The organism is Nocardia sp. CA-290969 (assembly GCF_050936135.1).
Taxonomy (GTDB): domain Bacteria; phylum Actinomycetota; class Actinomycetes; order Mycobacteriales; family Mycobacteriaceae; genus Nocardia.
Genome location: NZ_JBNJNJ010000001.1, coordinates 437,547 through 451,692 on the forward strand (window position 1 = coordinate 437,547; position 14,146 = coordinate 451,692).

Annotated in this window: 11 protein-coding genes and 1 tRNA gene; 6 read left to right on the plus strand and 6 right to left on the minus strand. The window is 67.2% G+C overall.

The features are described 5' to 3' along the window. Positions 1-634: 634 nt before the first annotated feature. Entirely contained in the window at positions 635-2,773 is a 2,139-nt protein-coding gene (locus ACQEVO_RS02040; protein ID WP_432908242.1) for an ATP-dependent DNA helicase UvrD2, read from the minus strand. A 134-nt stretch (positions 2,774-2,907) separates the two neighbouring features. On the opposite strand from ACQEVO_RS02040, the gene ACQEVO_RS02045 reads away from it, so the two are divergent. Next, entirely contained in the window at positions 2,908-3,138 is a 231-nt protein-coding gene (locus tag ACQEVO_RS02045) for a mycoredoxin (RefSeq protein WP_432922276.1), read from the plus strand. 107 nt (positions 3,139-3,245) lie between these two features. Next, positions 3,246-4,271: a YlbL family protein gene (locus ACQEVO_RS02050; RefSeq protein WP_432908245.1), complete on the plus strand. Its 1,026-nt coding sequence runs from the start codon at positions 3,246-3,248 to the stop codon at positions 4,269-4,271. A gap of 55 nt (positions 4,272-4,326) precedes the next feature. On the opposite strand, the gene ACQEVO_RS02055 is transcribed toward ACQEVO_RS02050, so the two are convergent. Next, entirely contained in the window at positions 4,327-4,920 is a 594-nt protein-coding gene (locus tag ACQEVO_RS02055) for a PPA1309 family protein (RefSeq protein ID WP_432908248.1), read from the minus strand. Positions 4,921-5,100: 180 nt separating this feature from the next. On the opposite strand from ACQEVO_RS02055, the gene ACQEVO_RS02060 reads away from it, so the two are divergent. Next, entirely contained in the window at positions 5,101-8,103 is a 3,003-nt protein-coding gene (locus ACQEVO_RS02060; RefSeq protein WP_432922279.1) for a UPF0182 family protein, read from the plus strand. Positions 8,104-8,225: 122 nt separating this feature from the next. Here the strand turns inward: ACQEVO_RS02060 and ACQEVO_RS02065 are convergent, their stop codons facing one another. Further along, complete coding sequence (locus ACQEVO_RS02065; protein ID WP_432908250.1) at positions 8,226-8,561, minus strand: transglycosylase family protein; 336 nt, start codon at positions 8,559-8,561, stop codon at positions 8,226-8,228. 545 nt (positions 8,562-9,106) lie between these two features. Between ACQEVO_RS02065 and ACQEVO_RS02070 the strand changes: the two genes are divergently transcribed. Both ACQEVO_RS02070 and ACQEVO_RS02075 read left to right on the plus strand, forming a co-directional pair. Continuing rightward, positions 9,107-9,180 (plus strand) — tRNA-Met (locus ACQEVO_RS02070). 679 nt (positions 9,181-9,859) lie between these two features. After that, entirely contained in the window at positions 9,860-10,288 is a 429-nt protein-coding gene (locus tag ACQEVO_RS02075; protein WP_432908253.1) for a nitroreductase/quinone reductase family protein, read from the plus strand. A gap of 44 nt (positions 10,289-10,332) precedes the next feature. Here ACQEVO_RS02075 and ACQEVO_RS02080 read toward each other — a convergent pair whose 3' ends face one another. Beyond that, on the minus strand, positions 10,333-10,515 hold the full coding sequence (locus ACQEVO_RS02080; RefSeq protein WP_432908255.1) for a hypothetical protein: 183 nt from the start codon (positions 10,513-10,515) through the stop codon (positions 10,333-10,335). 535 nt (positions 10,516-11,050) lie between these two features. Here ACQEVO_RS02080 and ACQEVO_RS02085 point away from each other — a divergent pair. Beyond that, positions 11,051-11,779, plus strand: coding sequence for a TetR/AcrR family transcriptional regulator (locus ACQEVO_RS02085; RefSeq protein WP_432908258.1), 729 nt, complete (start codon positions 11,051-11,053; stop codon positions 11,777-11,779). Between the two features lie 45 nt (positions 11,780-11,824). On the opposite strand, the gene ACQEVO_RS02090 is transcribed toward ACQEVO_RS02085, so the two are convergent. Next, positions 11,825-12,826 (minus strand): AurF N-oxygenase family protein, encoded by a 1,002-nt coding sequence (locus tag ACQEVO_RS02090; protein ID WP_432908261.1) that lies wholly within the window; start codon positions 12,824-12,826, stop codon positions 11,825-11,827. A gap of 387 nt (positions 12,827-13,213) precedes the next feature. Next, the gene (locus tag ACQEVO_RS02095; protein WP_432908263.1) at positions 13,214-14,056 is read right to left on the minus strand and encodes a nuclear transport factor 2 family protein; all 843 of its coding nucleotides are present in this window, start codon (positions 14,054-14,056) and stop codon (positions 13,214-13,216) included. Positions 14,057-14,146 lie beyond the last annotated feature (90 nt).

The window sequence follows — 14,146 nt, forward strand, 5'->3', positions numbered from 1 at the left end:
GACTCTGGGTGGTGGTGACCACGTCGTTCTCCTTCAGCTTGTTGTGCAGCGGTTCGGTGTTCGTGCTGCGAAACCGAGCCTTGTGAGCTGAAGGCCAGAAAAATGGCCACGGTTTCGCATCTGCGACCCGTGGCCAGGAGGTTCGGGGTGGTACCCCTAACCTGGTCGGCGGTCGGGCCGCCTGTTCACGGTCGCGTGGTGTCCTTTGCGGAGGCTTTCCTCTCGCTTATCGGCCACCGCGGGTGCTGCGGCGGGATCGATAGCGAGAGAGCCGGCGGCTGCGAAGGCAGCTGCCGGGTGCCAGATCGCGACGGACTGGTCCTGCTGTTCGACGATGTTCGGCTGATGCGAATAGCGCATGCGCGGTTGCGCACCGAAACGATCGATGCAGGACGGGCCGGTCCCCTGCAGAGCGAGGAACCCCCGGGAAGCAGCCGACAAGCGCGTATTCGGGATTACGGAAACGATTCCGCAATTCGTTGTGCCGTTCATCTGTCTGCCTCCCTCCTGTACTCGTGATCCGAATCTTCCAATGATGCGCGTGGATGTACCCTCCCGAGCGCGATTCCCACCTTAAGCAATCTTGCCGGGCTCGACAACCTATTTTCTACCTGCGGTTTTGCAGTCCGTCGGGCTACGGCTTCGACAGGGCCCGCCGCCGCGACCCGATGATCGCCAGAACCTCCGCGCCGTACTGCCGTAGCTTCGCCTCGCCCACACCGAGTGCGGCGAGTCCCGCCTCGTCCGCGGGCAGTTGTTCGGCAATCGCGGTGAGGGTGTTGATTCCGAGGATGCCGCGCGGGTCCACCGCGAGCTCGGCGGCCTTCTCCCGGCGCCAATCCTGTAGTGCGCCGAGGAGTTCCAGATCCGGTTCGCCCACACAGGTTTTGCACCGGCGCAGTAGCAGGGCTTCGGAATCGAGCAACACCCGGCCGCATACCCGGCACACCGGCCGCGGTGCCGCGGTACCGGTCCGGGTGGGTGCGGCGATCCGGGAGGCCGGGGATTCCTCGGGGATCAGGCCGGTGAGAAATCGGGAGCGCCGGCGGTGGCGGCGGTCACCGTCGCCCCGGGACAGCGCCCAGGACAGGGACAGGTGGATCCGCGCCCGGGTGACCCCGACATAGAACAGCCGGCGTTCCTCTTCGAGGGCGGCCGGATCGGCGACCGATCCGTCCCCGCCCAGCACATAGGTGATCGGCAGGGTGCCGTCGGTGAGCCCCACCAGGAACACCGCATCCCATTCCAAACCTTTGGCCGCATGCAACGACGCCAGGGTCACGCCCTGCACCGTCGGCGGGTGGCGCGCCTCGGCCCGGGCCGCGAGTTCGCGGAGCAGCCCCGGCGGGTCCAGCGCGGGCTGTTGCCCGGTCAGCTCCTCGGTGAGCCGCACCAGCGCGACCAGCGATTCCCAGCGCTGCCGGGCCTGTGCGCCGGCCGGGGCGGTGGTGGTGAGCCCGATCGGCGCCAGCGCCGCCCGGACCAGGGTGACCAGGTGTTCGCCGGTGCGTGCCGCCGCGGGTAGATCGTCGCGCGCCGCCGTCTTGTGCAGCTCCGCCACCGCCTGCCGGACCTCCGGGCGCTGGAAGAACATTTCCCCGCCGCGCACCTGGTAGGCGATATCGTGCTCGGTCAGCGCCTGCTCGTAGGCCTCCGATTGGGCGTTGATCCGGTACAGCACGGCGATCTCGGCGGCCGCGATGCCACCGGCCAGCAGGTCGCCGATGCGGCGGGCCACCGCCGCGGCCTCCGCGTGGAGGTCGGGATATTCGGCGAACTCGGGCTCCGGCCCGTCGGCGCGCTGACCGATCAGTTGCAGCCGGGTTCCGGCGATACGGCCCTTCGCCATCCCGATCACCCGGTTGGCGAGATCGACCACCTGCGGGGTCGACCGGTAATCACGTTCCAGGCGCACCACGGTGGCGTCCGGGTAGCGGCGGGAGAAGTCGAGTAGATAAGTGGGGCTGGCGCCGGTGAAGGAGTAGATGGTCTGATTGGCGTCACCCACCACCGTGAGGTCGTCGCGGTCGCCCAGCCAGGCGTCCAGCACCCGCTGCTGTAGGGGAGTGACGTCCTGGTATTCGTCGACGACGAAGCAGCGGTACCGCTCGCGGAACTCGTCGGCCACCGACGGATAGTCCTCGAGCGCGGCGGCGGTGTGCAGCAGCAGATCGTCGAAGTCGAGCAGGACACCCTCGGGTGTGGTCTTCAGTGACTCGTAGGCCGCGTACACCGCGCCGATCCGCGCCGCCGGGAACGGGATATCGCGGCGGTGGGTCGCGGCAGCGGCCGCGTAGTCCTCCGGCGCGATCAGCGCGGATTTCGCCCATTCGATCTCGCTCAGCAGATCCTTGACGCTGTCGGTGCCCGAGGCGAGCCCCACCCGGTTCGCGGCCTGGGCGACCACCGGGAACTTGCTGTCCAGCAGCCGCCACGGCACCTCGCCCACCACCTGCGGCCAGAAGTATCGCAGTTGGCGTAGTGCGGCCGCGTGAAATGTGCGGGCCTGCACGGTATTCGCCGTATCGCCCAAACCGAGGGTGCGCAACCGGCTCCGGAGTTCGCCCGCGGCCCGCGCGGTGAAAGTGACCGCCAGCACCTGGTCGGCGCGCACCTGCCCGGCCGCCACCAGATGCGCGATGCGATAGGTGATGGTGCGCGTCTTCCCGGTACCGGCGCCCGCGAGCACACACACCGGACCCCGCGGCGCGCGAACGGCGGCGGCCTGCTCCGGATCCAGTGCGGAGAGATCGACGGCTGCCACGCCGTCCATTGTGCACAGGCGCTCCGGCGGAGTCCGAGGCCGTACGGGTCGGCTGTCGCGAGCCTCTCACCCACCCGGCCGGAACACGTGGGCCCGTTACTGCGTTGGTTCCAGGCGTGAGTGATTCGACGCCCGATCTGACCATGTACTCCACGACCTGGTGCGGCTACTGCCGCCGGTTGAAAACCCAGCTGAAAGAAGCCGGGATCAGCTGGGTCGAGATCGATATCGAGGAGGATCCGGCCTCGGCGGAGTTCGTGGGCAGCGTGAACAACGGCAACCACGTGGTCCCGACGGTGAAGTTCGCCGATGGGTCGACGGCGACGAACCCGTCGCTGGCCGAGGTCAAGCAGGCGCTGGCCCGCCTGGCCTGAGCGCTTCGTGCCGGCCGTCCGCATGGGCCGGTGTGCCCCGGGCACGTTCCGGTTACCCGCGCGTGCCTGTCGGCGCCGGGCGGTTTCGGATCGCTAGTGTTGACCGAGTGAATCGTCGGATCATCACGCTCCTGGTCGCCCTGGTCCCCGTTCTGTTGCTCGGTGTGATCGGCAGCGCGTACACGGTGCCGTTCGTCGCGCTCGGACCCGGGCCCACCCACGACACCCTGGGGAAGTACGAGGGCCGCGAGGTCGTCGACGTATCCGGCGCCGAGGTGGACCGCACCGCCGGTCACCTCAACATGACCACGATTGCCATGCGTGACGGCCTGACGCTGTTCGAGGCGCTCGGCTTCTGGGTGAGCGGGCGGCACGGCATCGTCCCGCGCGCCGAGGTGTATCCGCCCGGTCTCACCCGCGAGGAAGTCGACAAGTCCAACGAGCAGGAGTTCAGTACCTCGGAGAGCAATGCCGAGGTGGCGGCGATGCGCCAGTTGAACCTGCCCACCGCGGTGCTGGTGCACGAGGTGGCCGAGCAGGCCGCGGCCCGCGACGTGCTGCGCCCGGACGACCAGATCGTCAGCGTGAACGGCACTCCGATATCGACCCCGGCCGATGTCGTCGCCGCGGTATCGAATCAGCCACCGGGCACGGTGCTGCCGATGGTGATCCGGCGCGACGGTGCCGAACAGACGGTGAACATCACCCTCGGTGCCCGCCCGGACGACCCTGCCAAGGGCTACCTGGGCGTCACCACCACCGAGGCCGCCGCACCGCCGATGAAGGTCGAGTTCTACCTACCCGATATCGGCGGCCCGTCCGCCGGTTTGATGTTCAGCCTCGCGCTGGTGGAGAAACTGAGCCCGGGCGATCTGGACGGTGGCTCGTTCGTGGCCGGCACCGGAACCATCGACGAGAACGGCAAGGTCGGCGCCATCGGGGGTATCCAATACAAGATGATGGCCGCGCGGGAAGCGGGGGCCGAAACCTTCCTGGTGCCGGCCGGCAACTGCAACGAGGCGATCCAGCGGGTGCCGGAGGGGCTGCGGCTGGTGCGGGTCGAGACGCTGGCCGGTGCGGTGCAAGCACTCGAAGACCTCGCGGCGGGCGGCCAGGCCCCCAGTTGTAGCTAGGGGTCTGCGGCACCCGGCCGGTGGGGAGCCCCGGCGCCCGGCCGAGCGCCGGCGATCAGTCGCCGGATTCCTCGAGTGTATGCCGCAGCGCCTCGACCACGTTCGGGGCGAGGTTCGGGTAGGTGCGCAGGTCCAGCGCGTCCTCTTCCTCGTCTTCGCTTTCGGGGCGTAACTGCAAGAGGCACAGGCTGTTTCCGGTGCGCAGTGCCGCCGCGAACAGGCGTGCGTCGCGGCGTTCCGGATGTGCGTGCGCGGCGGCCCGGCCGGCGGCATCGGCGGCATCGGCGTCGGCCAGCAGCGGAGTCAGGGCATCGTCGAGCGCGTCCTCGGCGTCCGGCGGCAGGACGACGATCTCCTGGACCAGGACACAACCGGCCACCGCGGGTGGCCAGCTGGTGGTCGCCAGGAATTCGTCCAGCGGCATGGTGCCGTCGGCCACCGAATCGGGCAGCGGGTCCTGGGCCACCGGAGTGAGTTCGTCGGTGGCGTCCACCTGATCGAGGAGCGCGGGTTCGGCGGCCACCAGATCGGCGGTGCGCACCAGCGCGAACATCTGCGGCGCTCTGCCCCAGCCCTCGGCGTCCACGAACTCCGCGACCTCGTGGACGGAACGGGCAAGGACGATTTCGGCATGCAGATCGGCGCTCACCGGTCCATCCTCGCATCCGGTGCCGCGACACCGCGCAACCCTGCGGTCGCGAAGATGTCCGTTTTCCGTAAAGTGGGCGCTGAGGGTCCGTACGGACCCGACCCGCAACAATTCGGACTGCGGCGCAGCGGCCGGTGGCGCTACCGGTTCGCCCGCCGCCGGACCCTGGAGAGTGGCATCGTGGGCATGCGCCCCCAAGCCGGTTTACCTTCGCTGTCCCGGCGCAGCCGTCTGCTGCTGCTGGCGGCGGTGGTGCTGGCCGCACTGCTGTTGGTAGGGCCGCGACTGGTCGACACCTACACGAACTGGTTGTGGTTCGGGGAGGTCGATTTCCGCGGCGTCTACCTGACCGTTCTACTGACCAGGGTCGCGATCTTCCTGGCGGTCGCGCTCGTCGTCGGCGCCATCGTCTGGCTGGCGCTGTTGCTGGCCTACCGATCCCGTCCGGTGTTCGTGCCGACCTCCGGCGCCGGCGATCCGATCGCCCGCTACCGCACCACGGTGCTGAGCCGCCTGAAACTGTTCGGACTCGGAATCCCGGTACTGCTGGGTGTGCTGTCGGGCCTGGTGGCGCAGTCGAACTGGGTGACGGTTCAGCTGTTCCTGCACGGCGGGTCGTTCGATCGCACGGAACCACAGTTCGGTCTGGACGTCGGTTTCTACGCCTTCGATCTGCCGTTCTACCGGATGGTACTGAACTGGCTGTTCGTCGCCGTGGTGATCGCGTTCTTCGCAAACCTGGTGACGCACTACATCTTCGGTGGCCTGCGGCTGACCGGACGGGAAGGCGTGCTCACCGCCGCGGCGCGGGTCCAGCTCGCGGCGCTGGCCGGAACCTTCGTTCTGCTCAAGGCCGTCGCGTACTGGTTCGACCGGTATCAGCTGCTGATGAGCAGCCGTAAGGAGCCCACCTTCAACGGTGGTTCGTTCACCGATATCAACGCGGTACTGCCGGCCAAGCTGATCCTGATGTCCATCGCGATCATCTGCGCGATCGCCTTCTTCGCCGGGATCGTGCTGCGTGACCTGCGGGTGCCCGCGATGGCGGCGGCGCTGCTCGTGCTCTCGTCGGTGCTGGTCGGGGCGGTGTGGCCGCTGATGGTCGAACAGTTCTCGGTGCGCCCGAACGCGGCGGAGAAGGAAAGCGAGTACATCGAGCGCAATATCGATGCCACCCGGCACGCCTACGGAATCACCGACGACAAGATCGAATACGTCGATTACAAGGGCGAGAGCAGTAAGAACCCGGTGAACGTGCCGGTCGACCATGCCACCATCGCCAACGCCCGGCTGCTCGACCCCAACATCCTGTCGCCGACGTTCACCCAGCTGCGCCAGCTGAAGAACTTCTACGGGTTCCCCGAGGAACTCGATATCGACCGGTACTCGCTCAACGGCCAGGTCCAGGACTATATCGTCGCGGCCCGTGAGCTCTCGCCGGCCACGCTGAGCGGTAACCAGACCGACTGGATCAACAAGCACACCGTCTACACCCACGGCAACGGTTTCGTCGCCGCACCCGCCAACCGGGTCAACCGGCCGCAGTCCGAAGATCCCAACGCCGCGGGCGGCAGCAGCGACTCCGGGTACCCGATCTTCCTGGTCAGTGATCTGTTCACGCCGCAGGATCAGCAGCGGATCAAGGTTCAGCAGCCCCGGATCTACTACGGTGAGCTGATCTCGCAGTCCGATCCCGACTACGCCATCGTCGGCACCGCGGAGGGCCAGGAACCGCGCGAGTACGACACCGACCAGGCGCGCTTCACCTACGACGGTGCCGGTGGCGTGCCGATCGGCAACTGGTTCAACCGGCTGGCCTTCGCCGCCAAATACGCCGAACGCAACATCTTGTTCTCCTCGGCGATCAGTGCCGATTCGAAGATCCTCTACAACCGCTCGCCGCGGGACCGGGTGCAGAAGGTCGCGCCGTGGCTCACCACGGACGGCAACGCCTACCCCGCGGTGGTCGGCGGCCGTATCAAGTGGATCGTGGACGCCTACACCACCCTGGACAACTACCCGTACGCCCAGACCACCTCGCTGGAAGGCGCGCTCGAGGACAGTATCGACCAGCGCACCGGCCGGTTGCTGCCGCGTAAAGAGGTCAGCTATATCCGCAACTCGGTGAAGGCGACCGTCGACGCCTACGACGGCACGGTCGAGCTGTACGAGACCGATCCCACCGACCCGGTCCTGAAGGCCTGGCGCGGAGTGTTCCCGGACGCGGTGAATCCGGAGAGCGAGATCAGCCCCGAGCTGCGCGCGCATTTCCGCTACCCGGAGGACTTGTTCAAGGTGCAGCGCGAGATGCTCACGAAGTACCACGTGGACGATCCGCGCGAGTTCTTCACCAACAACGCGTTCTGGTCGGTGCCCGCCGATCCGACGGTGGAGGGTGTGTCGGCCAGCCAGCCGCCCTACTACGTGCTGCTCGGTGATCCGGAGACCGCCAAGCCGGTGTTCAATCTGACCAGTGCGATGGTCGGCTACAACCGGCAGTTCCTGTCGTCCTATATATCGGTGAACTCCGACCCCGAGGGCTACGGCAAGTTCAGGATTCTGCAGCTACCGACAGATACCCAGACCCAGGGTCCGCAGCAGACCCAGAACACCATGACGACGGCGCCACAGGTCTCCCAGGAGAAGACCCTGCTGTCGAACTCGAACAAGATCAGATATGGCAATCTGCTGACCTTGCCCGTGGCCGACGGCGGCATCCTCTATGTCGAGCCGTTCTACAACGAACGGAATACCGGCCAGAACACGGCGACGTTCCCCCAGCTGCTGCGCGTGCTGGTGAGCTATCGCGATCAGGCCGGAAGTGTGAAGGTCGGCTACGGCTCTACCTTGGCCGATGCGCTGAATCAGGTCTTGCCCGGCGCCGGCGCGCTGGCGACACCGTCGGGCGGCGATCCGGCGGTCCGGCCCAGTCCCGGCGCGGCGCCACCGGCCACCGAACCGGAAGATCGGCCCGGGGACCAGGGTGCCGCCGCAAACGGGGGTACCGCCCCACCGCCGACCGGTGGTACGGGTTCGGCCGCTCAGGACGCTGCGGCGGCGGAACTGAACCGGAAGATCGAGGCGGTGCGCACCGCGATGCGCACCGGAAACTTCGAGGACTTCGGCCGGGCGCTCGACGAACTGGAGGCCGCGGTCAAGGCCTACCAGGACGCCGGTAGATAAGGGCGTTACGCCGGCTCCCGAGGTCGGTGCGGCGGATAACGTAAGAGGCGCTGCCATCCGGAAGGGATGGCAGCGCCTCTTTGTCACGCTGTGTCCGGCGCTGTATTACGCGCCGGGCGGTGTCACAGGTACGAACCGCACACCGGCCAGGCGCCGGGGCCCTGGGTGGCGAGCACGTTCTCGGCGACAGCGATCTGCTCCTCGCGGCTGGCGTTGCTCGCGAGGCCGGTGCCGCCGTTGGCCTCCCAGGTGCTCTGGGTGAACTGCAGGCCGCCGTAGAAGCCGTTGCCGGTGTTGGTGGACCAGTTGCCGCTGCTCTCGCACTGGGCGACAGCGTCCCAGTTGCCCGAGTAGGCCGAGGCGGTGGCGGTGGAAAGACCGAACGGTACGGCAACGAGAGCCCCGGCAATAGCGGTCAGGCCGAGGGCGCGGGTGCTGAACTTTCGGGTCTTGGTCATATGCGAATCCCTCCCTGTGCCCACCGGCAGCGCGTTGGAAGCTGCGTGCCCCTGTCCCCAGGTGATGTCGGGGTTTGATCCGAACCGTGGGACAGGGTCTCCGGTGTTCTCCGGTTCGGCCGGCCCGTCCCGGTCTGGTCGGGGCCTGGCAACGACCGTAACGAAGAAATCTCCGCAGATCACGTATCGATAACTATCAATATCTGGATTGGCGTAGACCGGGAATATGTGGAAATCTGCTGGTCATAATCGGATTTTCAGCTACCCAGCCGATTGCTCGATAACACAGAAATGTGACGGGGATCACCGTGAAATCGTAATTCGTGTCACCCGTATCCGGTTCGAGATCGGGGGCAATCGCTCGGTTAACGTTCGGGTACGAGGCTCGGTGGATAGGTCTCGGCGGCGCGTCGGCCGAGTTGCTCGCTTTTCGCCCGGAGTCCGCGCCTGTGGCTTCCTTCGTGGGTTGATCGAGTCGTGAAAAGTGTGTTGACCTGGCGATTTGGCATATTCTCGGGGCCGTGTGTAATGTTGTGTTCACCCAACGCGGGGTGGAGCAGCTCGGTAGCTCGCTGGGCTCATAACCCAGAGGTCGCAGGTTCAAATCCTGTCCCCGCTACTACCGGGAAGGCCCCGGAGAGGATGTCCTCTCCGGGGCCTTCCTCATGTCACGGCGTGTCTCCGTCCGTCTCTCCTTGCCGTCCCTGGTGCTTTTGCTGGGGAAACCCACGGCGTGCCATGGCGTCCGCCGAAAGCCGGCGGACTGTCCTGACGTGTGATCGGCGGGCAGCTCGGCGCCGGATTCCGCCCGGGTGCGGGGTGGGGGTCGCGATATTGCGCCGGTCGTGGCATTGCCGAGCCCATGCCAGGCGGCTTTGAGTGCCCTGCAAGGATGGCTCGTGTGCCGAATGGGAATGAACCGGCAAATGATCGGCTATCGATTGCTTGTGAACGAGTGGCTACTCGCGTAGCAGGGGGCGCTATCGGGTATGGGCAGTTCGAGAACCCGGTGCAACCAAGTATTTTCGCGATGCACGAGCAATTGTTCGTTGAATTGCATCCGTGTAATTCGGTATCCCGGCCGTCGCCGAGGTCGCACGCCGGCAACGGGCGTGCCGGGCACGGTCGCGAACATCGCGTGGACGCAACGCATCCGACGGCGCCCGGCCCGCCGGTCGGTAGGCCCGCCGGTGCCTTCGCCCTGCCGCAGGACGCCTGTCCGGGCGTAGCCGTTGCCGGACGGTACCCGGAACTGGTTTGCTGAGACGCGCTGCCGCGAACCCGGAGGATCACCTGTCATGCCGTCGAATTTCACGCTCAGGGCCGTCAATACGGTGCACCGGGCCCTGCTGCGTCTCAGCTTCGGACGTCTGGGCACCGAGTACTTCGGGATGCCGGCCCTGGAGCTGATCACCATCGGCCGGAAATCCGGCCGGCCGCGCTCGGTGATGCTCACCGCCCCGATCGTCGACGGCGACGAGTACCTCATCGTGGCCTCCCGGGCCGGCGACCCGACCAATCCCGCGTGGTACCACAACCTCCGCGACAATCCCGCCGTGGAGGTCTCGTTCCGCAACGGGCCACGCAAACCGATGACGGCGCATGTGCTGTCCGCGGAGGAGCGGGCACCGCTCTGGCCGAAGATTGTCGCCGACTACCCCGTGTACGGCGACTATCAGGAACGAACCACGCGCGAGATCCCGCTGGTGCGGCTCACGCCGCGGTGACCGGCCGCGCCGGGGCATCACCTGCCCGGCGCGACGGGGCCGGGTCAGGCGTTGTGCGTGAGGGTGGGCGGGACCGGTTCCGGTTCGCCGGCCGTAGCCGCCGATCCCGGATCGGTCATGATGTCACGCCACCACGAATCCAGCCTGCTCGGTTCGGGCCAGATCACGGGGGTGTGCTCGGCGGTCGTTTCCACGTCGTTCTCCTCGGGGCCGGTGTTGTCGGGCATCCTTGCCTCCTGTACGCGTGGTGCGCCGGCGGGTCGCCGCGTGTGGGCACGCAGTTTTCGATTTCGCCGCCCCCCGAAAACCGGTTCGCCAGGAATTCCCGCGACCGAGCAACGTTGTGACAGCAGATCGCCGGACCCGCCCGGTACCAAATGTGCCGTAATTCTAGCCTTTTTCGATCGAACTGCACACGGATTCGCCGGGCCCCGATTCCTCCGATCAGAAGTGGGCTCGTCGAACCCATCGGCCGGTAGTGTGGATCAGCTTGTGCGGGAAGCACTTCCGAGGGACCTGGCCGTCGCGATAAACGATCATGAACGACATAACGACCGGTACGTCGAATATGGCCGTGGCATTACGGGCGCGTGGTGGAAATCCACCATTAATGTATGTGTAAATGTTCTTTCATTTGCCGTTGCAGCGGTGCCGGGGCAGGTGAAATCGATGTGAAGAAGTGCCCGGCGGCCGTGTGCCGGTGTCTGCCGGGCGGTCGGCGTATCGCCGTAGGCAGCCGTGCGGCTGGGTAGACTGCCCGGCATGTCGGTGGCTTCGCCGCGGTCGCGGATCCCGGGGGCGGTGAACGGCTACGAGGCGCGCTGGGCGCAGCACAACACCGAACGGCAGCGGATGATCCTGCGGGCCGCCGTCGAACTGCTCGAGGAGAAACCGCCCGGTGCCGAGATCCCCGTGCTGCAGATCGCGAAACGGGCCGGGGTGGCCAAATCAGTGCTCTACCGGCAGTTCAACGGGCGCGACGATCTCGATCGGCGGATCCGCTCGTATCTGATCGACGATCTCGGGGCGGTACTGGACGCGCAACTGGACGTGACCACCGGATCGGTGCGCGAGATCATCACCCGCACGGTGCGGGCAGTGGCGGACTGGATGGGCGATCACCCCAATCTCACCGCCTTCGCGCGGTCGGGGCCGCCGGCGGGCGGCCCGGACAACACCGATGCGATCAGCAGCCTGAAGCTGCGGATATCGGCGCGGTCACGCGAACTGATCGAGGCGATCGCCGAGATCGTGGGTATCGACGCGGCGGCGCTCGAGCCGGTGCCGTTCGCCGTGGTGACGATGGTCGAAGGCGTGCTCGCCGCATGGGTCGCCGAGCCGCGGCCCACGCGTACCCGTGCCCAGGTAGTGGCGGATCTGGCCGACTATGCCTGGTACGTGCTCGACGGCGCGGCCAAGGGGGTCGGCATCGCGGTGGATCCCGACCGGGAGCTCGCCGAGGTGATCGCCCGCCTCACCGCGGGCTCGTGAGCGTGGACCGGGCCGGACAGCGCCGGCCGGCCCGGCCGGTCCGGATCAGGCCACTGCGGGCCGTATCCGGCGTTCCGGTTCGCTGCGGTAGCGTGCGCGATCGCCGTCTATACCCAGGGCCCGCCACAGCCGTTTGGTGACCGGGTTCATCAGCCCCAGCTCATCGGCGAGGGTGCGCATATCGCCGAAATAGCCGGCCAGGATGCCGCGGGCATGCGGGCTGCGCCAGAACGCTTCCTTGATGACTTCGCGGGGAATATCGAACCGGCGCGCGAACTCGGGCGGCGGTGCCATGATCTCCCCGGCGAGCCAGCGCAGCGCCAGCGGGAAGGAGACCCCGCACAGCGCGGTGGGGATCGGGCCGAGCTTCGCGATATGCGCGCGCAGGAATTCGCCGGCGAACGAGATGTGACGGGCTTCCTCGGCGATATGGATCTCCATCGCCCGCACCACCAGCGGCGGCAGATTCGCGCCGTTGCGGATCATCGCCTTCTGGTAGTGGTCGATCGGTTCCTCGCCGCCCAGGATGCCGAGGAACAGAACGACATGCGCGTATCCGCCGGCCACACCGATGAACGGGGACAGCGCCCGGAAGATCGGGCGCATACCGGGAACGTCGTCGCCGATCCGGTTCACCAGTTCCTGGAACATCTGGATGTGATTGCACTCTTCGGTCATCTCGTGCAAGCAGTAGCGGAACTCCGGGGACCCGTTGGGAAGTTTCGCGATGTACTGCATCATGCCGCGGATGAGCACGGTTTCGAAGGCCGCGCCCACCTTGATGGCATTGGCGATCCGCCAGCGCCCGATCTCGATCTGCTTCTCGGCCGGCAGCTGCCGGTACCAGCTCGTGGCGCCGAGGGGATCGTAGTCGGGCGAGAGGATCCAGCGTGGATCGTCCCGGTCCAATGCGAGTTCCGGCGCGTCCCAATCGATATCGAGGTATGGGTCGAACCGGCGGCGAACCGAGCCCTCGGACAGCGTTTCCAGCATCTCGCGGTACCGGGCATCCAGTTTCGGAGCCCGGGGCAGAGTCGACGGCGTCATCGGTGCCTCCTCGTGCGTATGGCATACATCTCTCTACGGAAAATTTACCGGTACTCGGCGTCCCAGTAAATAGCCCGCAGGACGAGCGCTGCCGAATCGTGTCCTGACCACGGATGATGGCTGAATTCTGGTGTCCTTGCCGCGGTGAGTTCCGACGATCCGGAGGTCCCGAGCTCCGCCGGTCTCCCCATGACGGCGGCCGGATCGGCCGCCGACGGTGTCGGCCGGATCCGGGACGGACGATGTGCATGCGTGCCCGCCACCCGGGGAGTGACGGGGTCCTGCCGAGACCCGGCAGGCCGGGTACGGGTCGATGGGCCGGCCGTGCGACGGGGCGCCGCCCCGGCCTGCCGATGGTCTCGGCGCGACCGTGCGCCGGCCGGATTCTCAGGCGATGGGGTGGGTGTAGACGCGCAGTGTCTCGATACGCGGCGCCACCCGGTCGAAGTCGGCGATCAGCAGCACGGGGCCGTCCGGGGTCTCTCCGCTGATGGTCACCGATCGGCCCGCCGCCAGAGTTTTCCCGCAGCGCAGCCCGCGTGCACGCACAGCCAGTTCCGCCGGCGAGATCGCCTCTCCCGCCCACAACCGCACAGTATCGCGGCCGCCGGCGAGCGTGGTCACCGTCGCCGTATCGCCCGTGGCGGCGGCCGCGCACAACCGGTGGGTGATTCGCTTACCGGTCCGGCCGATCCCCGTGCACGCCTGGGCCATACCGGTCAGTCCGGCCACGCCCTGGTTCCGCAGCAGGAGGCCGCCGAGGCGGGTTCCGGCGCGCAGACCCGCGATTCCGGTGCCCATGAGCTGGGCGACCATGGGCAGCAGTTCCCAGTAGGCGGCGAGATGGGCGATCCGCAGTGCGCCGTCTTCCTCGGTGAGCTCGTAACGCAGATGCATGGGTACCCGCACCTGGGCGCCGGTCGACATGGTGATCGTGATGGTGAGGTCGCGCAGCACGGTTGCGGGACCGGCGAAATCGTGTGCCACATCGAAGACGATGTCGTTGGGCGCGATGAACGTCTCGTAGAACCGGGTGATCGCCTCGTGCCCGGTATGCGGTGCCGAACCGACCGGATCGTTGACCACCGCGTCGCGGGCGAACAGTCCGACCCAGGCGGCCCGGTCGTGTGCCGCCACCGCGCGCGGGGAGGCCAGGACGGCATCGCGTAGCTCCGTGGTGGTCGGGTCGAGCGGCACGGCGTCTCCTTCGGTGTCCGGGATGGCGGCCATAGTAGAACACGTTCTATCGGCTCCGGGTGGGTATCGGGCCGCCTGCGTGTGAAGATGTCGGTGCGGTGCGGCATCATCTGTGCACGCAGC

Coding starts and splice junctions, on each gene's coding strand:
- ACQEVO_RS02040 (WP_432908242.1), bottom strand. CDS start 2,773: ATGGACGGCGTGGCAGCCGTCGATCTCTCCGCACTGGATCCGGAGCAG.
- ACQEVO_RS02045 (WP_432922276.1), top strand. CDS start 2,908: ATGTACTCCACGACCTGGTGCGGCTACTGCCGCCGGTTGAAAACCCAG.
- ACQEVO_RS02065 (WP_432908250.1), bottom strand. CDS start 8,561: ATGACCAAGACCCGAAAGTTCAGCACCCGCGCCCTCGGCCTGACCGCT.
- ACQEVO_RS02075 (WP_432908253.1), top strand. CDS start 9,860: ATGCCGTCGAATTTCACGCTCAGGGCCGTCAATACGGTGCACCGGGCC.
- ACQEVO_RS02080 (WP_432908255.1), bottom strand. CDS start 10,515: ATGCCCGACAACACCGGCCCCGAGGAGAACGACGTGGAAACGACCGCC.
- ACQEVO_RS02085 (WP_432908258.1), top strand. CDS start 11,051: ATGTCGGTGGCTTCGCCGCGGTCGCGGATCCCGGGGGCGGTGAACGGC.
- ACQEVO_RS02090 (WP_432908261.1), bottom strand. CDS start 12,826: ATGACGCCGTCGACTCTGCCCCGGGCTCCGAAACTGGATGCCCGGTAC.
- ACQEVO_RS02095 (WP_432908263.1), bottom strand. CDS start 14,056: ATGGCCGCCATCCCGGACACCGAAGGAGACGCCGTGCCGCTCGACCCG.